Origin of the sequence: Flavobacterium sp. S87F.05.LMB.W.Kidney.N, from assembly GCF_004366435.1 — a bacterium.
Lineage (GTDB): Bacteria > Bacteroidota > Bacteroidia > Flavobacteriales > Flavobacteriaceae > Flavobacterium.
In genome coordinates this window covers 724,921-744,789 of record NZ_SODX01000003.1, presented here as the reverse complement: position 1 = coordinate 744,789, position 19,869 = coordinate 724,921, and the positions used below count along the sequence as shown (strand labels likewise).

Annotated in this window: 19 protein-coding genes; 13 read left to right on the top strand and 6 right to left on the bottom strand. The window is 33.9% G+C overall.

Annotation, left to right across the window (positions count from 1 at the left end):
* Positions 1–69 precede the first annotated feature (69 nt).
* The 4 genes from EDB96_RS12425 to dnaK form a co-directional block, all read right to left on the bottom strand.
* Positions 70–1,254, bottom strand: a complete 1,185-nt coding sequence (locus tag EDB96_RS12425) for an acetate/propionate family kinase (RefSeq protein ID WP_134141108.1) — start codon at positions 1,252–1,254, stop codon at positions 70–72.
* A gap of 102 nt (positions 1,255–1,356) precedes the next feature.
* The gene (gene pta, locus EDB96_RS12420; RefSeq protein WP_057118507.1) at positions 1,357–3,450 is read right to left on the bottom strand and encodes a phosphate acetyltransferase; all 2,094 of its coding nucleotides are present in this window, start codon (positions 3,448–3,450) and stop codon (positions 1,357–1,359) included.
* 67 nt (positions 3,451–3,517) lie between these two features.
* Positions 3,518–4,591, bottom strand: coding sequence for a magnesium/cobalt transporter CorA (gene corA, locus EDB96_RS12415; protein ID WP_057118508.1), 1,074 nt, complete (start codon positions 4,589–4,591; stop codon positions 3,518–3,520).
* A gap of 198 nt (positions 4,592–4,789) precedes the next feature.
* A complete protein-coding gene (dnaK, locus tag EDB96_RS12410; RefSeq protein ID WP_057118534.1) occupies positions 4,790–6,676 on the bottom strand; it encodes a molecular chaperone DnaK in 1,887 nt (628 codons plus the stop codon).
* Positions 6,677–7,057: 381 nt separating this feature from the next.
* Here dnaK and EDB96_RS12405 point away from each other — a divergent pair, with 381 nt between their 5' ends.
* The 12 genes from EDB96_RS12405 (at position 7,058) to EDB96_RS12350 (ending at position 16,719) form a co-directional block, all read left to right on the top strand.
* Positions 7,058–8,329, top strand: a complete 1,272-nt coding sequence (locus tag EDB96_RS12405) for a Na+/H+ antiporter (protein WP_057118535.1) — start codon at positions 7,058–7,060, stop codon at positions 8,327–8,329.
* A 59-nt stretch (positions 8,330–8,388) separates the two neighbouring features.
* Positions 8,389–8,856 carry a hypothetical protein gene (locus EDB96_RS12400; RefSeq protein WP_134141107.1) on the top strand — a complete coding sequence of 156 codons (468 nt, stop codon included), beginning with the start codon at positions 8,389–8,391 and terminating at the stop codon, positions 8,854–8,856.
* A gap of 85 nt (positions 8,857–8,941) precedes the next feature.
* Complete coding sequence (locus EDB96_RS12395; protein WP_134141105.1) at positions 8,942–9,403, top strand: SRPBCC family protein; 462 nt, start codon at positions 8,942–8,944, stop codon at positions 9,401–9,403.
* A 78-nt stretch (positions 9,404–9,481) separates the two neighbouring features.
* Entirely contained in the window at positions 9,482–9,955 is a 474-nt protein-coding gene (locus EDB96_RS12390) for a DUF1203 domain-containing protein (protein WP_134141104.1), read from the top strand.
* 127 nt (positions 9,956–10,082) lie between these two features.
* Positions 10,083–10,520 (top strand): acyl-CoA thioesterase, encoded by a 438-nt coding sequence (locus EDB96_RS12385; protein ID WP_134141103.1) that lies wholly within the window; start codon positions 10,083–10,085, stop codon positions 10,518–10,520.
* Between the two features lie 89 nt (positions 10,521–10,609).
* Positions 10,610–11,473 carry a mechanosensitive ion channel family protein gene (locus EDB96_RS12380; RefSeq protein WP_134141102.1) on the top strand — a complete coding sequence of 288 codons (864 nt, stop codon included), beginning with the start codon at positions 10,610–10,612 and terminating at the stop codon, positions 11,471–11,473.
* Positions 11,474–11,629: 156 nt separating this feature from the next.
* Positions 11,630–12,622: an alpha/beta fold hydrolase gene (locus EDB96_RS12375; protein WP_134141100.1), complete on the top strand. Its 993-nt coding sequence runs from the start codon at positions 11,630–11,632 to the stop codon at positions 12,620–12,622.
* A gap of 120 nt (positions 12,623–12,742) precedes the next feature.
* Entirely contained in the window at positions 12,743–13,132 is a 390-nt protein-coding gene (locus EDB96_RS12370) for a DUF1398 domain-containing protein (protein WP_057118542.1), read from the top strand.
* A 29-nt stretch (positions 13,133–13,161) separates the two neighbouring features.
* Positions 13,162–13,992, top strand: coding sequence for a ThuA domain-containing protein (locus EDB96_RS12365; protein ID WP_166669298.1), 831 nt, complete (start codon positions 13,162–13,164; stop codon positions 13,990–13,992).
* Positions 13,993–13,998: 6 nt separating this feature from the next.
* Entirely contained in the window at positions 13,999–14,850 is an 852-nt protein-coding gene (locus EDB96_RS12360) for a sulfurtransferase (protein WP_134141097.1), read from the top strand.
* A gap of 15 nt (positions 14,851–14,865) precedes the next feature.
* A complete protein-coding gene (locus EDB96_RS12355) occupies positions 14,866–16,107 on the top strand; it encodes an ATP-binding cassette domain-containing protein (RefSeq protein WP_134141095.1) in 1,242 nt (413 codons plus the stop codon).
* Complete coding sequence (locus EDB96_RS12350) at positions 16,108–16,719, top strand: family 16 glycoside hydrolase (RefSeq protein ID WP_134141093.1); 612 nt, start codon at positions 16,108–16,110, stop codon at positions 16,717–16,719. It abuts the gene before it with no gap.
* A 215-nt stretch (positions 16,720–16,934) separates the two neighbouring features.
* Here EDB96_RS12350 and EDB96_RS12345 read toward each other — a convergent pair whose 3' ends face one another.
* Positions 16,935–17,981 carry an RluA family pseudouridine synthase gene (locus tag EDB96_RS12345; protein WP_134141091.1) on the bottom strand — a complete coding sequence of 349 codons (1,047 nt, stop codon included), beginning with the start codon at positions 17,979–17,981 and terminating at the stop codon, positions 16,935–16,937.
* Positions 17,971–18,591: a PASTA domain-containing protein gene (locus EDB96_RS12340; protein WP_057118547.1), complete on the bottom strand. Its 621-nt coding sequence runs from the start codon at positions 18,589–18,591 to the stop codon at positions 17,971–17,973. Before EDB96_RS12340 ends, EDB96_RS12345 begins: the two co-directional genes overlap by 11 nt.
* Positions 18,592–18,849: 258 nt before the next feature.
* On the opposite strand from EDB96_RS12340, the gene EDB96_RS12335 reads away from it, so the two are divergent.
* Positions 18,850–19,821, top strand: coding sequence for a D-alanine--D-alanine ligase (locus EDB96_RS12335; protein ID WP_134141089.1), 972 nt, complete (start codon positions 18,850–18,852; stop codon positions 19,819–19,821).
* Positions 19,822–19,869 lie beyond the last annotated feature (48 nt).

Sequence of the window (19,869 nt, the reverse complement as noted above, 5' to 3'; positions counted from 1 at the left end):
AAAAATTTAATTTATAAATGCAAAAAGCTTCTCTTATTGAGAAGCTCTTTTATTATTTGATCTTGTTTTTTAATTCTCTAGTAACTGATAAACCTGATTTGCAATTTCATATTCTTCATCTGTTGGAACAACCAAAACTTTTACAGTTGAATCTGCTGTATTGATTTCTCTCAATTCTTTAGAACGAATTTGATTTTTTGCTGCGTCAATTTGAATCCCGAAATAATCCATATCTGTACAGATTAGCTGGCGCATAAATGAAGAATTTTCTCCAATTCCGGCAGTAAAAACAATAGCATCCAATCCGTTTAAAGCTGCGGAGTAAGCACCAATTGTTTTTCTAATTCTGTAGGCATTCATTAATAAAGCCAATTCACAGTCTTTATTTCCTTCCTCTGCTTTTGATTCAATATCCCTTAAATCGCTGTAGCCCGTTAAACCCAGCATTCCGCTTTGTTTCAACAGAATCGAATTTACCTCATCTAGTGTATAACCCAAACTTTTAACCATATAAAAAATAACGGACTGATCTATATCACCAGCGCGCGTTCCCATAATTAAACCATTTGATGGCGAAAATCCCATCGTGGTATCGATACTTTTTCCGTCTTTTACAGCGGTCATACTACAGCCATTTCCTAAGTGAATGGTAATTATCTTAGAATTCTTATCTAAATAACTTATCGCCTTTTCTGAAACATATTTATGACTTGTTCCATGAAAGCCATACACACGGACTTTATGTTCTGTCAAAAGGAAATTTGGAATAGCATATTTGTGTGCCTCAACTGGAATTGTCTGATGGAAAGCGGTATCAAAAACTGCCACTTGTTTAGCATCTGCAAAAATTTCTTCTGCAACATTAATTCCAACTAAATGTGCAGGATTGTGAAGCGGAGCTAATTCAGAAAGTTCTTTAATTTTCTCTTTAACTTCATCTGTTATAATTGTTGTGTCAGAGAAATAACTTCCGCCGTGAACTACTCTATGTCCAACTGCCGCAATTTCGGATGTCGTTTTGATTACGCCGGTTTCAGAATCCAAAAGTAAATCTGCAACCTTTTGTAATCCTACTTTATGCGTTGGAATCGGCAATATTTCTTCATACGAATTTGAAGCCGTTTTAAAGGTAATATTTGAAGTTTCTAAACCAATTCGATCAATCATACCACTGCAAATTACTTCATTTGTCGGCATGACCATTAATTGATATTTAATTGAAGAACTACCTGAATTTATAATTAGTATTTTCATTCTTTTTAAGTTGCTAAGTTTCTAAGAAGCTAAGTTTCTAAGGTTTTTAGTTTTAAGTATATTATTTAATTTTTAATTCTCAATTTTTAATTTTTAATTGATTTACATTCCCTGCGCTTGAATAGCCGTAATTACAACTGTATTGATAATATCATCTACCGTACAGCCACGGCTCAAGTCATTTACAGGTTTATTTAAACCTTGTAACATTGGACCAATTGCTAAAGCTCCGGTTTCTCTTTGAACAGCTTTATAAGTATTATTTCCTGTATTTAAATCTGGGAAAATAAGCACACTTGCCTGCCCTGCTACTTCTGAGTCTGGCATTTTGCTTTTCCCAACACTTAAATCAACTGCTGCGTCATATTGAATTGGTCCTTCAATTTTTAAATCAGGGCGTTTTTGTTTTACAATTTCAGTTGCAGTTCTTACTTTTTCTACTTCATCTCCTTTTCCTGAAGATCCAGAAGAATACGAAAGCATTGCAATTTTTGGTTCAATTCCGAAAGCGGCACTTGATTCTGCTGATGAAATCGCTATTTCTGCCAATTGTTCTGCTGTTGGATTCGGATTAATGGCACAATCTCCAAACACCGAAACTCGGTCTTCTAAGCACATAAAAAACACAGAAGAAACTACAGATGAATTTGGTTTAGTTTTAATGAATTGAAGTGCTGGAAGTATAGTATGCTGTGTTGTGTGAGCCGCACCAGAAACCATTCCGTCTGCGTGGCCTTTATACACCATCATCGTTCCGAAATATGAAACATCTTCCATTAAATCCCTTGCCATTGTGATACTTACGTTTTTAGCTTTTCTAAGCTCGTAATAGGTATTAGCGTAATCTTCGTAAAATTCAGATTCTATAGGATTGATAATGTTTACTTTTGAAAAATCCAGAGAAATACCAAGTTCTGTTACCTTACTTTCAATTTGTTTTTTATCACCAATAATCGAAATATCAACCACATCCATATCTAGTAATCTTGATGCTGCAGTAATAATTCTATCATCATTTCCTTCTGGCAGTACAATATGTTTTCGATGCTGCTTGGCTCTTTTAACCATGTTGTATTGAAACATTTTTGGCGTCATGCCTTCTGCTTCAAAAGTGATTAATCTTTCTGATAAAGCCTCGTTATCAACGTATTTCTCGAAGGTTGTAATTGAAGTTTCAATTTTATGCGTGTTATTGGCATAGATTTCAGATTTAATCGAACCTATTTTATTGGTAATATGATAAGTCCCTCCATCGACAGCAATGATCGGAACAATTGCCGAAAGTCCTTCAATAAGTTTTAAAATACTTTCTTCTGGAACAATATTTCCAGTTAGAATAATTCCTGATATCGTTGGATAATTAGCCGATTCGTTTGCTTGTAAAGCGCCTAAAATAATATCCGAACGATCTCCAGGAGTAATCACCAGAGCATTATCATTAAGATGAACCAAATAATTATGAAGCTGCATGGCACCAACGCTAAAATGGCCAATTTCATTATTAAGGTAATTTTCTCCAAACAAAACTTTAGCATGCAGTTCGTTTACAATTTCCTGCATTGTCGGATTGTTCAAACTTGAAATTAAAGGAATTGTATTTACGAGAACATTCGAGGGTAAACTCTTCTGCAGACTTTTGGTAACCAATTCTATATTTTCAGGCTGTACTTTATTAGCAAAAACTGATAAAACCTCAACCTCTTTTATTTTAAAGGAATCATAAACCAAATACAAACTATCAACCAGTTCTTCTAAAGTCTTTCCAACCCCTGAGCCAATAATTATTGTTGGAATTCCGAGATTTTTCGCAATTAAAACATTCAAATCTAATTCGATAGAAGTTCCTTCTCCAGTAAAGCTTGTTCCTTCAACTAAAACGAAATCAAATCGTTCTTCCAGCTTTTTGTATTTTTCGATTATTAAATCTAATACCTCTCCTATTTTTCCTTTATTCTTCTTTTTGATGAGTTTGCTTTTCGTGATGGCAAATGCATCTTCAAACTGAATATCGAGGTTAAAATACGACAAAACAGTTTCGATATGATTATCTACTTCTCCATCAACAAAATCTTCTATTATAGGTCTAAAATAACCTACTTTAGCTGTCTTCCCAATCAAAATACTCATTAAACCGAGCGTAATGATCGATTTACCACTATTCTGATCACTTGTCGCTATATATATTGCTTTACTCATGATTTATTTATATTTATTCTAAATAACAAATTTAATACAATTTAAATTGTTTTAGCCCTAACAAACGTTAAAACCAGCGTCTTTTTTTGAAATAGAAAATTAAGGCTATTACCAGTAAAAACATGACTCCCATAACTACGAAGTAACCATTTTGAGTTTTAAGTTCTGGCATGTTTTCAAAGTTCATTCCATACACTCCCACAATGAAAGTAAGCGGAATAAATATGGCCGAAATAATAGTCAGAGTTTTCATAATTTCGTTCATTTTTCGACTTTGTTCTGAGAAATAAAAATTAGAAGCACTTTCTAATGCGCTCATATCAGATTCAATTTGTTCTAAAAGCTCTAAACTTTTTTGGTGAAGCCTGATAAAGAAATTAAACGTTTCTTTCTGAATAAGGCCGTTATTTTCATCATCATCTTTAATTGTTTTAAGATAATATAAAGAATCTCGAAGTGGTACAATTGACCGCTTTAAAAAATTAAAGTTATCTCTATGATTTTCGATTTTTTCCAGAATAACCGGATCGGCGCCTTTTTTGGTTAGATTGATTAATTCCTCAATTTTCTCTTCTTCATCTTCAATTGTAATGTAAAAGTTTTCCATTACGGCATCTAAAAGCAAATACAAAAGATAATCTACTTTTTTAGTTCTAACGATTCCCGCATGTGTGCGAAGGCGTTCGCGGATATGCGTAAAGAAATCACTCCTTTTTTCTTGAAAAGAAATCAGAATTCCATCTTTTAGAATAAAACTAATTTGTTCGACACTTAGATTATCTGAATATTCAGAAGGCAGAAGCGACTTTATATTAAAAAATAAAACATTCTGCTGTTCTTCTAACTTGGTTCTTTTAGTAGTGTTTAAAATATCAGCAAGAAGAAAATCATCGATTTTGAAATGTGCTCCAATCGTTTTAATGAGATTAATATCATTTAATCCGTGAACATTGAGCCAGTTATTTTTGGTATAATCAAAACAAGAGTTCAAAGCCTGAACGGTAAATTTATCATATTCTACAACGTCAATATCATCATAAACAAAAAGTTGCATTTCGGTTTCATGCTCTTTATGCGATCCTGTATACTCTAATGTAATATGCTGCAGCTTGCGGCCTTTCTTGTATTTAATCTTTCTCATTCAAAAAAATTTACAATAGTAATATTACGAAAAAGAATTCGAAGAAGAAATGACATTTGTCATTTTGCTGATAAAGATTAATAAATTGTCTAGATTTTAAATTGTAATATTTTTACTAGTTTTAATTAGGCAACAATATTCAGCTAAAAAAAAACCGAGTCATTTCTGACTCGGTTTTTCATTATTGTTAAAGAAGAATTATTTTACTTCTTCGAATTCAACGTCTTCAACATTGTCTCCAGAAGACTGCTCTTGTTGTGGAGCAGCTTGTTGACCTTGTTCTCCACCTTGAGCGTACATTGCTTCTGTAGCTGTTTTCCAAGCTGCATTTACATTGTCTAATCCTTTTTGGATTGCATCAAGATCTTGAGATTGGTGAGCCATTCTCAATTCAGTTAAAGCATATTCGATAGCTGTTTTGTGCTCATCTGTAAGTTTATCTCCTAACTCTTTCAATTGAGATTCAGTTTGGAAAATAGTACTATCAGCTTCGTTCAATTTCTCAGCTCTTTCTTTTGCAATTCTGTCAGCATCAGCGTTAGCTTCAGCGTCTTTTTTCATTTTTTCGATTTCTTCAGCTGTTAATCCAGAAGAAGCTTCGATACGGATATCGTGAGATTTTCCTGTTCCTTTGTCAGTTGCAGAAACTTTAATGATACCATTAGCATCAATATCGAAAGTTACTTCGATTTGAGGAACACCTCTTGGTGCTGGTGGAATACCATCTAAGTGGAAACGACCGATAGTTTTGTTATCAGCAGCCATTGCTCTTTCTCCTTGTAATACGTGGATTTCAACAGATGGTTGAGAATCAGCAGCAGTAGAGAATACTTGAGATTTTTTAGTTGGGATAGTTGTGTTAGACTCGATTAATTTAGTCAATACACCACCCATAGTTTCGATACCTAAAGAAAGAGGCGTTACGTCAAGTAACAATACATCTTTTACATCTCCAGATAAAACTCCACCTTGAATAGCAGCTCCAATAGCAACAACCTCATCAGGGTTAACACCTTTAGATGCTTTTTTACCGAAGAATTTTTCAACTTCGTCAGCGATTCTTGGCATACGAGTAGAACCTCCTACAAGGATTACTTCGTCGATATCAGATGTAGATAAACCTGCATCTTTTAATGCTTTAGCAACTGGTTCCATAGAACGTTTTACTAAAGTATCAGATAATTGCTCAAATTTAGCTCTAGATAATTTTTTTACTAAGTGTTTTGGTCCAGAAGCAGTAGCAGTTACGTATGGTAAGTTAATTTCTGTTTCAGCAGAAGATGATAATTCAATCTTAGCTTTCTCAGCAGCTTCTTTTAAACGTTGTAATGACATTGGATCTAAACGTAAATCAATACCTTCTTCAGATTTGAATTCGTCAGCTAACCAATCAATAATAACTTGGTCAAAATCATCACCACCTAAGTGAGTATCTCCATTAGTAGATAATACTTCAAATACACCATCTCCTAATTCAAGAACAGAAATATCAAAAGTACCTCCACCTAAATCGTAAACAGCAATTTTTTGATCAGTTCCTTTTTTATCTAATCCGTAAGCAAGTGCAGCAGCAGTTGGCTCGTTGATGATACGCATAACTTTAAGACCAGCGATTTCACCAGCTTCTTTTGTAGCTTGACGTTGCGCATCGTTAAAGTAAGCAGGAACAGTAATAACCGCTTCAGTTACTGTTTGACCTAAATAGTCTTCAGCAGTTTTTTTCATTTTTTGAAGTGTCATTGCAGACAATTCTTGAGCAGTGTATAAACGACCGTCAATATCCACACGTGGAGTATTGTTGTCACCTTTTACAACACTGTAAGGAACTCTTTTTGCCTCATCTTGAGTTTCAGCAAAAGTGTGTCCCATAAAACGTTTAATAGAAGCAATCGTTTTTGTAGGATTCGTTACTGCTTGTCTTTTTGCAGGATCACCTACTTTAATTTCGCCACCTTCAACAAAAGCGATGATAGATGGTGTAGTTCTTTTTCCTTCTGCGTTAGGGATAACAACTGCTTCGTTACCTTCCATTACAGAAACACAAGAGTTCGTCGTACCTAAGTCAATTCCGATTATTTTACCCATTTTTTATATATTTAATTTTTGATTTAATTTCATAACTCAGGTGGCATAAGTCAATCTTTATGCCAATATAAAAAACCAAAGTAATTTGTCAGTTTTAATAATGGCACAACAAAAATCATCTGACAACATGACATTTTTCAAACCTGACAATCATGGCATGATATATTTTTTCATGTCATTATTAAGGCATTAAGGAGCTATTTCCCGCTATCCGCTATATCTTTTATGCCTCCCAAAGCTTCGAAACCGGCATAAAGGGATATCGTTGCTATAGGGGCTAGGACAATCATTTTTATAATTACTTTTCGTTACTATCAAATCAGAATAATTTTTAATTAAATACTGAATTACTTACATTAGCCTTTTTTCTAAATAATATAAATGGAGAATTACAGCATCATTATATTCATACTTGCCATTGTCATAGGATTATCTGCCTTTGCCGACACAATAAAATTACCTCAGCCTATTTTATTGGTTATAGTGGGAATTGCAATTGGTTTTATTCCGACAATGACCGAAATCGAAATCAATCCCGAGATTATTTTCCTGATATTTCTGCCTCCATTATTATATGATGCTTCTTTTAACATATCGCCAAAAGATTTCAAAACCAACATCAACACTATCGGAGCTTTGGCTGTTTCATTGGTTTTTATGACCGCTGCGGGAATTGCCGTTGTTGCTTATTTAATGATTCCAGGAATGACCTGGCCGCTTGCTTTTGTATTAGGAGCAATACTTTCGGCCACAGATGCCGTTGCCGCTATCAGCATTACTAAAGGATTAAAATTGTCGCACAAAACATTAACAATTTTAGAAGGAGAAAGTCTTATAAATGATGCTTCTGCACTTGTAGCGTACCGTTTTGCAGTTGCCGCAGTTTTAGGATCTTCTTTTATAATCTGGAAAGCTACCCTTGAATTTATATTTTTACTCGGAGGTGGATTTTTAGTTGGTTTTGTCATGGCAAAAATCCTGGCTTTTATTTTAAACAGAGTTCATAAAAACGTAAACGTAACGATAAGTTTCATGCTTTTAATGCCGTTTGTGGCGTATTTAGTTGCTGAACATCTGCATGTTTCTGGTGTAATTGCAGTTGTAATTTTAGGGTTAGCAATTGCTCGTTTCAGCAATAAAATTTTCCCCGAAAGTCTAAAAAACCAATCTAAAAGTCTTTGGGACATTATTATTTTTCTTCTAAACGGATTAATCTTCATCTTAATCGGACTTAACTTTCGCTACATTTTAAAAGATATTGACGAAGGAATGGTTTTGCCTTATATTGGATATGCTGCAATTATAACAGTTGTAGCTTTGTTAATTAGAATGGCAAGGATATTTCTTCAAAAAATCAATCTTCAAAAAGCATTTCAAAACGGAAAAGGAAAAAGGAAAATCAGCGAACATGCACTTCTCGATTTTAATAACAGTATAATTTTAAGCTGGTCTGGAATGCGCGGAATTGTTTCGCTTGCCATAGCAATTGGACTTCCAAAATTTCTTGAAGACGGAACTCCGTTTCCAGAACGCAATGCTATTATCTTTATTTCTGTAGCAGTTGTGCTTTTAACTCTTATTGGTCAAGGACTTACTTTGCCATTGATTGTTAAAAAACTAAATCCTAAAAAAACAGAAAAAGCTCCATCTTGATTTTAATCGTTTTACGCATAATATAATTTTCCCTAACCAATAACTATAAACCACAAAACATGAATTCAGAATTACAAAGCCAATTTGACGAATTTGACAAACCTCCGGTAATAAGACGTAAATTATTACCTTGGTGGATTAAAACTTTCTGCTGGATCTTTATGCTTTTAGCTGTCGCTGCAGTTGGCTCGCTTATTACAAATCTTTTTGTGCCAAATGTAAATTTATCTCTTTATGGATTTTCAAGCAACACAGCATACTCTGGAACTGGTCTTTTTATCATTGCGATTATGCTTTTAAAAGGATTTGCAGCCTATTCACTTTGGTTCGAAAAACCAAATGCGATTAATATTGCAAAATTAGATGCCGTTTGTGGTGTCGCAATATGCATTGCTTCTATGTTTATAATTCCTTTTAGTATGGGAGATGGTCACTTTTCACTAAGGCTCGAAATTTTATTATTAATTCCTTATTACATAAAAGTTAACAAGATAGAATATGAATGGGATAATCTCGAAACTATCTAACATAGAACACAGATTAACAACTAATTAAAAATTTAATACTAATTTTATCCCACTCCGTTTTTGTTTAATTTAAAACTCATCAGAAATGACTTCAGATATTCTTTCGACAACACCAGATTCCGAAATTGTTACGACACGAATTTTAAATTTCCCGCAGGAACTGGTTTTTAAAGCTTGGAGTACTCCCGAACATTTGAAAAATTGGTGGGGACCAAAAGGTTTTACGAATACTTTCAATGAATTTAATTTTTGCGAAGGTGGCAAATGGAGCTTTATCATGCACGGTCCGGAAGCAGGAAATTATGCCAATGAATGCGAATTTATAAAAATAGACAAACCGAATCTTATAGCGTGGAAACGTCATTCTAAACCATTATTTCAGATTCTTACCACATTTGAAACTGTTGCCGAAAATCAGACAAAAGTTGTGTTTAAAATGCTTTTTGAAACCGAAGAAGAATGCCAAAAACTCAAACCGTATGTTGTCGATAAAAATGAAGAGAATTTTGATAAGTTAGAAGATGAGTTGGGGCGAATGGCCTCGTAAATATATCAAGTAAAAAAAACACAGCAAGATTTGGATTTTTTTTCATTCGAACAAACATGATTTTTGCTTAAAAAAATTATGGAAGCAAATTTTAAAATCAAGCCTTTAAATCATGTAGAGTTTTCAGGCTACTTCGAATTAACAAATCTAGAACTAGAAAAAATCGGGGCAATTAAAATGATAGTCGATAAATTCCCGGGGGTTCCCTGCAGAATAAGTCTAGAAGATGCACAAATTGGGGAAGAAGTTATTTTATTGCCATACAACCATCATAAAACAACTTCTCCTTATCAAGCAAGCGGACCGATCTTTATACGAAATAAAAACTCTACACCAACATTCGAAATCAACCAGATTCCACAACTGTTTAATCATAGATTACTTTCGTTGCGTGGTTATGACAAAAATGGCATAATGAAAGAAGCATCTGTAATTGAAGGAAACATTCTAAAAGAGCATATTATTAAAACTTTCGGAAACGAAAAAATAGATTACATACATATTCACAATGCAAGACCAGGCTGTTATAACTGTTTAGTTGAAAGAGCATAAAAAATTTGTTTTCTAATATCTAATGAAATTGGAAAACAATAAAAAAATATGCACGCATAGTAATTTTATAATATTCTTTTATTTTTTATTCGTAATTTCGATTTCTCATCAAAATTACAACTATAAAATGGCTTCATTTGTAAAAGAAATATCTTTCCGCTGGTCAGATCTTGACCCAAACTTTCACGTTCGTCACAGTGCTTATTACGATTTTGGCGCGCAGCATCGTATTGAAATCCTTGAAGAACTTGGGTTAACATTAAAAGTAATGCAGACACAAGGTTTTGGTCCTGTTTTATTTAGAGAAGAATGCGTTTTTAGAAAAGAATTAAAACTTTCTGACAAAATATTCATTCATACCAAAACTTCAAAAATGAAAGCCGATGCTTCTCGCTGGTCGATTATTCACGAATTTAGAAGAGAAGACGATACCCTTTGCGCAACAATTACTGTAGACGGAGCCTGGATGGACACCAAACTACGAAAATTAGCTTCTCCAACTCCAGAAATTGCAGTTCAAGCGCTGAGTATTTTTCCAAAAAGCGATGATTTTGTTGGACTTTAAAAATAAAGTGTATTTATCTTAACTTTATAATCCAAAAAACGATATTTGAATATCTGTTTTTTGGATTTTTTTTCTCAAAATTAAAATTTATGATCGATTATTTTAAGGACTTCCGAATCGGTATTTTTATAACTATAATAATCATTATCACAATCATTCTTGGCGCGATTACAGATCGAGTGCTTCGTTATCTTTTGTACAAGAAGGAAACAAATAAAGAATATGATGCCACTGGCTTTAAATTCTTAAAACACTTAATTATAACGCTAATTTACATACTTGGGTTTGCCTTTGCCTTAATCCAAATTCCTGAATTTAAAATCATTGGACATTCTTTTTTAGCAGGTGCCGGAGTTATTTCTCTAGTTGCAGGTTTGGCTTCTCAGCAAGCTTTGAGTAATATTGTCAGCGGCATATTTTTAGTCATTTTTAAACCGTTTAAAATCAATGATAAAATCACCATAAATAATTTTATAGGTACTGTTGAAGATATCAATTTGAGACAAGTCGTTCTAAAAGATGCCGAAAACAATAGAATTATTATTCCTAACTCAGTTATCAGCAATCAAATTATTGTGAATACCAATATGCACGATACAAAATGCTGTAAAATAATCGAAATCGGAATTGGTTATGATTCTGATATCGAAAAAGCATTGGAAATCATAAAAGATGAAATCGCCAAACATCCTCTTTTTATTGATACCCGAACAGCAGAAGCCAAAAAGCAAAAAACTCCCCTTGTTATAGCACGTGTTGTCGCATTGGCCGATTCTAGTGTAAACCTAAAAGCGTGGGCTTGGGCAAAAAACTCTACTGACGGATTTGTAATGTACTGCGATTTACTGCAGAGCATTAAAAAAAGATTTGATGAAAACAATATCGACATTCCGTATCCACAGCGTGTTGTAACTTTAAAAAACAATGATCTAAAAAATCTAGATCAAAAATAATCTGAAATAATCTTTAGAAGTCATTCACCAAATTATTGCTTTAATGGCTTAATTTTTAACTCAATCGGTTTTTTCCCATAACTTTAAGAGTAGATTTTTTGGTTTTAAAAATGCATAGCGGTAATTTTATAATCCTTAATAAAAAACCATTTTTACATGAAAACTTTAAAACTCCTCATACTTTTACTGCCGTTTTTTAGTTTGGCACAAGAACAGAAAATCAAACAGTTAGACATTAATTTAACGAATTATGAATATCCGTTTCCTGTCCAATTTTTAGAATTAAGTAATCAGCGTCAAGCACTTAAAATTGCTTATATGGACATTAAACCAAATAATTATAACAATAAAAATATTGTACTGCTTCACGGAAAAAATTTCAATGGAGCTTATTGGGAAACTACCATAAAGGCATTGACAAAAGAAGGTTTTAGAGTGATTGTACCCGACCAGATTGGTTTTGGAAAATCGACAAAACCTGATAATTTTCAATATACTTTTCAGCAGTTAGCTCAAAATACCAAGAAACTTTTAGATCATTTGGGAATTGAAAAAACAACCATTTTAGGTCATTCTATGGGCGGAATGCTGGCAACACGTTTTGCGCTAATGTATCCTGAAACTACAGAAAAACTAGTTTTGGAAAATCCAATTGGTTTAGAAGATTGGAAATTAGTCGTTCCTTACAAACCTGTAGATTGGTGGTACGAGTCTGAATTGAAACAAAATTATGAAGCCATCAAAAAATATCAAATGGCTAATTATTATGATGGAAAGTGGAATGCAGATTACCAGAAATGGGCAGAACTCGGCGCGGGATGGACAACAGCTCCAAATTATGACCGCGTGGCGTGGAATTCTGCACTTTTATACGATATGATTTTTACACAGCCTGTTTTGTATGAATTTAAAAACATCAAAAGCCCGACGCTTTTAATTATTGGAACGAGAGATAAAACGGCTTTAGGAAAACCTTTGGTTTCCGCAGAAGTCCAAAAAACAATGGGAAATTATGCTGAATTGGGTAAAAAAACGCAGCAAGCAATTCCGAACTCAAAATTGGTTGAAGTCCCAAATACAGGACATTTACCGCATATCGAATCTTTTGATTCATTTATAAAACCATTAATCGTATTTTTGAAACAATAACTTTTTGTCTGCCACAAATTACCCGAATTTGCACTAATTTTAATTTGCATCAAACTAAAAAATAAATTCATGTGAATTGGTGTAATTCGTGGCAAAAAATCTAACTTAAAAACTAAAATTATGTTTACAATTGAACAAATAAAAGAAGCTCATGCAAAAGTGAAAACTGGAGCTGATTTTCCAAATTATATACAAGATTTAATCATCTTAGGCGTAAAAGGATACGACACTTACGTGCACGACGGAAGCGTTGTCTATTACGGCTTAAACAATTATACAGCCGAAGCTGAGGAAAAATATCCTGAAATAAAAGTGGCTGATTTTCCGAACAAAGAACTTTTTATCGAATTCTTAGTAAAACATCAGCACGGTGAAACAGACTATATGACATTCTGCAAACATTGCGCACAATGTGGTATTGCAAAATGGCGTGTAGACATTATTGAAATGACTTGTACTTATTTTGACAAATCTGAGAATGAGATTTTGATCGAAAAAATTCCTAGTTAATACTCATGTCATTTTTCAATCAAAATTCGATGGGCATTTTTAAAAGAATTATTTTATTTTTTGTTCTAACAATTTCTTTCTTTGGTTTTTCTCAAAGCAAAAAAGAAAATCCAAAATTTAAAGTAATTGCTTTTTATACCGCAAAAAACGATCAGGCACATATTAGCTTTGTTCATGAAGCCAATAAATATTTTCCAAAATTAGCGTCAGAAAATCATTTTCAATACGATTCCACCAGCAATTGGGACAATTTGAATGCTAAGTTTTTAGCTAAATATCAAGTGGTTTTGTTTTTAGACACGCGACCAGAAAAGAAAGAACAACGTGAAGCTTTTCAAAAATACATGGAAAATGGCGGAGGTTTCATCGGATTTCATTTTTCAGCATTTGCTTTAAATGATTCGAGTTATAATCAGGATTGGAATTGGTATCATAATACTTTCTTAGGATCCGGCGAATATGGAAGCAACACCTGGAAACCGACTTCGGCAGTTCTTAGAGTTGAAAATCAGCATCCTGTCACCAAAAATCTGCCAAAGACTTTTACCTCTGCACCAAACGAATGGTATCGATGGTCTAATGACTTGACGAAAAATCCAGACATCGAAATTTTAGTCGCAATTGACGAATCCAGCTTTCCATTAGGAACTGGTCCAAAAGCACATGAAATTTGGCACAGCGGTTACTATCCAGTTGTATGGACGAATAAAAAATATAAAATGCTGTACGTAAATATGGGGCACAATGATATTGATTATGAAGGCGGTACAAACAAAACCTTATCTTATACTTTTGAAAATAAAACACAAAGCCAGTTAATATTGAATGCATTGCTTTGGCTCGGAAATTCAAAAAAATAAAACAAAATGTCTAATTCAATTTCTCCGTTAATTACAGCAGAAGAATTAATTCAATTAAATCTTTCAGAAATCATTTTAATTGATGCGCGAACGGGCGCAAACGCTTTTGAAATCTATCAAAAAGAACATTTAAAAGGAGCGCGATTTGTAGACTTAAATCGAGATTTAGCAGCCGTGACTGAAAATCCAGCAAACGGCGGACGTCATCCTCTTCCAACTGTGAAAGAATTTGCTGAAACGCTTTCTGCTATCGGAATTTCATCTTCAGACCATGTTATAGTTTATGATGATAAGAATGGCTCAAATTTCGCAGCCCGATTCTGGTGGATGATGCGCGCTGTCGGACATGAAAAAATTCAGGTTTTAAATGGCGGTTTTCAGTCTGCAATTCAATCTGATTTCCCTACCAGTTCTGGAATTGAGATTTTTGATAAAACAACTTATCATGTTCAAAAATGGAAATTACCATTAGCAGATATAGAAGAAGTCGAAAAAGCCTGTAAAAACGATCAAAATATTGTAATTGATGTTCGAGACAAAAACAGATTTGACGGACTCATAGAACCTTTAGATCTAATTGCGGGACATATCCCTGGAGCTATAAATGTACCGCTGACTGAAAATTTAGACGAAAACGGATTTTTCAAATCTCCTGAAGAATTAGCCAAAAAATACAAAGCTATAATTGGAGATAAAAAAACCGAAAATACAATCGTACATTGCGGATCTGGCGTTACAGCCTGTCACACTTTATTAGCAATGGACTACGCTGGACTTCCCATTCCGAAATTATATGTAGGTTCTTGGAGCGAATGGTCGAGAAACGATCGTGAAATGGCATTAAAAGAGAATAAATAATACTAAAAATACACCATGCAGCATTGGGATATACTTTTATCAAATCAGGTAAATAAAAAAGCATTTATAGACAATATTTTAAACGGTGAAGCAAAAGGAGAATTAGCGGTTTTTAATAACCAAAAAGGAATTCTGTTCTCTGATATTGCAATCGAGAAATTCATAGAAAAAGAGTTTCAATACGACAGCGTTGAAGCTTCAAAAACATCAAATAGACAATTAAAAACCTTTTCTTCCGGAGAACGCAAAAAAGAGTTTTTACGTTACTGCATTGAACAAAAACCCGATTTTATCATTTTTGATAATCCGTTTGATCATTTAGATCAGCCTTCAAGAGTAATCCTCGCTGATTCTTTAAAAGATCTCACAACCGAAATCGCTATTATTCAAATTTTAAACCGTACTGTTGACGTATTAGATTTTGTTCCAAATAAAGCGTTAATAAAAGACAATACTTTCGAATTACATCCTTTAGTAAAAACCGAAAACCACTTTAAAACTTTAAATACAGCAGCAATTCCAAAAGCTTTAGAACCTCATGACTTTCACGAAAGTGTATTAATTAAACTAGAAGATGTTTCTGTAAGTTACGAGGAACGTAAAATTATAAATAACATTTCGTGGACCGTAAAACAAGGCGAATTTTGGCAGTTAATTGGTCCTAACGGTTCTGGAAAAAGCACTATTTTATCCTTAATTACAGGCGATAATCCAAAAGGTTTTGGGCAGAATTTATTTTTGTTTGGCAGAAAAAAAGGAACTGGCGAAAGTGTTTGGGATATTAAAAAACAAATTGGAATCTTCGCAACTTCGATGACCGATTTATTTCAAAAAAGCCACACTTTAGAACAAATGATTTTATCTGGGTTCTTTGACCAGATAGGACTTTATACGGAACCAACAACACATCAAAAGCAAATTGTAACGCAATGGCTTGAAGTGATAGAAATGTCACATTTGCGTAAAAAACGTTTTATTGATCTTTCTGTTGGACAGCAGCGTGTGGCTTTAATTGTCCGCGCCGTTTTAAAACATCCGCCTTTATTAATTTTAGACGAACCAGTTGAAGGTTTAGACGACGAAAATGTAGATTTGGTAATTCAATTAATCAACACTATTAAACAGGAAACTAATGTAAGCATCATTTACGTTTCTCACCGAATCGAAAAAGGCCTTGCCCCTACTTCTGTCTTCGAACTTCTGCCAGCTGAAACAGGATCAATCGGAAAAATAAAATACCACTCAGAATTAAATTAAATGAAAATTAAAATTGCATCAATTCTTATTTTACAGCTGTTATTCATTTCTTGCTCGAGCACGATTTCAACAGTAAAAAAAGAATATACTTTAAACAATTCAAAAGAACTAAAATCAGATTGGACGATTAATTCTAAAGAATGGATTCTAAAAAAAGACACTCTTACAGGAAATGGTTCTCTTTCTCCTTGGGGAGTCTTGGTTTCGAAAAAACAGCTTCCAGAGAATTATGAAATTGATTTAAAAGTCAATATGACAGGAGAATCTTTATTTGAAATAATGCTTAATTTGGATAAAGGAAAATACATTAGAACATACTTGTACCAAATAGATCAAAACATAGTAATTGGCGATGGAATTTATGATAAAAAAGACGATTCGTATGGTAAACGAGGCGGAAAAACGTTGTTTAAAAAACCAATGGAATTAGAAAATAACAAATGGTATTCCGTAAAAATTAAAGTCAAAAACAATCAATTATTCTTTTCTGTAGACAACAAAACTTCTTTAGAATGTTCTCTTGAAAAAAGCAATTTAAACCAAAAAGGAAAACTAGGTTTTATAACCAACGGTGAAGTAAAAATAACTGGTTTAAAAATTAAATCTCTTTAAGAATTAAATTAATAACATAAAGCATAACTGTAGAGAAGCACCGCAGTGCGTCTAACACATTGTGAATATTCGTTGAGGAGACGCACTGCTGTGCGCCTCTACAGAATATTGGAATGGTAAAACGAAAAAAGCTCCGAAAAGGAGCTTTTTCTATTTCATTTAGTTAAGGAAAAATTATCTAATTATCTAATTGACAAATTCCCTAATTTATCTAATTAAGCATCTTCATCCTCAACATTATGCGACTTCACATAATTACGCCACTTTTCGATACAATCTTGAAAATCCTGTGGCAATTCTGTATCAAAACGCATTAATTCGCCAGTATTAGGATGAACAAATCCAAGAGTTTTGGCATGCAGCGCCTGACGTGGCAAAGCTTTAAAACAATTTTCGATAAACTGTTTGTATTTTGTAAAAGTCGTTCCTTTCAAAATCAAATGCCCTCCATAACGCTCATCATTAAACAACGGATGTCCGATGTGTTTCATGTGCGCACGAATTTGATGCGTTCTTCCAGTTTCCAGTTTACAAGAAATCAAAGTTACGTAACCAAAACGCTCCAAAACTTTATAATGCGTAATCGCCGGTTTCCCAATTTCTGGATCGTCAAAAACCGCCATTTGCATGCGGTCTTTTAAGTGTCTTGCCAGATTTCCTTCAATGGTACCGCTTTCAGCCACAACATTTCCCCATACAAGGGCAATATATTCACGTTCAGTCGTTTTAGCTTCAAATTGTTTTGCTAAATGTGTCATTGCAGCTTCTGTTTTAGCCACAACCAAAAGACCAGAAGTATCTTTATCAATACGGTGCACCAAACCTGGACGTTCACTGCTATTCATTGGCAGATTATCAAAATGATGTGCCAAGGCATTTACCAAAGTTCCGGTGTAATTTCCGTGACCTGGGTGTACAACCATTCCCGGCTCCTTATTGATCAATAAAAGAGCATCATCTTCATAAACAATATTCAGCGGAATATCTTCAGGAAGAATATGATTTTCAAACGGCGGATGCGATAACATAACCGTAATCACATCAAAAGGTTTTACTTTATAATTTGATTTTACCGGAATATCATTTACAAAAATGTTTCCTTCAGTTGCTGCGTTCTGGATCTTGTTGCGCGTAGCATTCTGAATCAAATTCATTAAATATTTGTCAATACGCAAAAACGCCTGACCTTTAGGCACTTCAAATCTGTAATGCTCAAATAATTCGTCTTCCAGATCTAAATTTTCTTCAATATTATTGTTCATCTTGTGGGGTTTCTGCAGGCTCAGTTGCTGTACTGTCTGCCTGACTTTCATCTACATAACTTGCTTTTCCGTCGCCTAAAACCAAATCGATTTTAGACGCTTTCAATACGCGGTCTCCTACTTTTAAATTTCTGCCTTTTAAACGCATTTCCAATACCATATCTTTTCCAAGATTCGGAATATAAGTAATCGTTCCTGGCTCAAGTCCTAAAGCTTTTAAAGTCGGAACTGCTTCACGATACGTTTTCTCTATCAAATCAGGAATTTTAACAGAAGAAAAGCCTGAAGCATTAATCTTAATATAAATTTTTCTTCCCACTTTTACTTTAGTTCCCGGCAGCGGATCCTGCTCAACAACACTATATTTTGGGAATTCACTTCTGTAATCAACACTGTCCAGCAGTACGTAGTCTAAATCCAGTTCATCCAATTTCTCTTCTACTTGTTCCTCAGTCAGTTTAGACAAATTCGGAACAGCTATTTCATGTCCGTGATCAGTTGTAAAAGTCAACCAATGCATAAATAAATAACCAATAACCGCAATGATAGCTGCGGCCGCAAGCAATTGCAAGAAAAAAACTCGGCTTGTTAAATACTGACGTAAACTCATAAATTTATTTTTAATAGCGACAAAGATAAAGTATTTCGTTTCAAAAAAAATGATAATTTTGTTTAAAACAAGAATGCAAGAAATTGTTTGACTAAGCGAAGTCGAAGTCCCGTTTGCCGAATTACTTTGCGGGGACTTCGACTTCGCTCAGTCTGACAAATATAACGAACAAACATAATTCGTAAAAATTAGTACAATTAGAAACAAAAACAATAAAATCGATTAAATAACAAAACGATTAAACAAATAAACAATAAAATGAAAAACATTGCCATCATCATGGGCGGATATTCAAGCGAATACAAAATTTCGCTGATCAGCGGAAACGTTGTATACCAATATCTTGATAAAACAAAATACAACGGATTTCGAATTCACATTTTCAAAGAAAAATGGGTTTATGTAGACCAAAATGATGCCGAATTCCCAATCGATAAAAATGACTTTTCAGTAACAGTAAACGGAGAAAAAATCACTTTTGATTGTGTTTTCAACGCAATTCACGGAACTCCAGGCGAAGACGGATTAATGCAGGCATATTTCGAATTAATCGGCATGCCGCAATCTTCTTGCGATTATTACCAATCTGCACTTACATTCAATAAAAGAGATTTATTATCGGTTTTAAAACCATACGGAATCAAAACGGCAATCTCTTATTATTTGAACAAGGGAGACGAAATCAATACAGCTGAAATTGTTAAAAAAGTTGGACTTCCATGTTTCGTTAAACCAAACAAAGCAGGTTCAAGTTTTGGAATTTCTAAAGTAAAAACCGAAGCTGAACTGCCAATTGCAATCGAAGTGGCGTACAAAGAAGACAATGAAATCATCATAGAAAGTTTCCTTGACGGAACTGAAGTTTCTGTGGGCGTAATTAATTATAAAGGTGAAATTAAAGTTTTACCAATGACTGAAATCGTTTCAGAAAATGATTTCTTTGATTACGAAGCTAAATACGAAGGAAAATCGCAAGAAATAACACCTGCAAGAATTTCTGATGAGTTGACTCAAAAAGTAGGCGAAATAGCAAAACGTGCTTACGAAGTTTTAAAGATGAAAGGTTTCTCCCGAAGCGAATTTATCATCGTAGACAACGAACCGTACATGCTGGAAATGAATACTATTCCAGGTTTAACGACAGAAAGTTTGATTCCGCAGCAATCAAAAGCAGCCGGAATTTCACTAGAAGATTTATTCACCAATGCGATTGAGTTAGCTCTAGCTTAAAAAAGATACTAAGGTTCTGAGATGCTAAGTTACTAAGATCTCAGAACC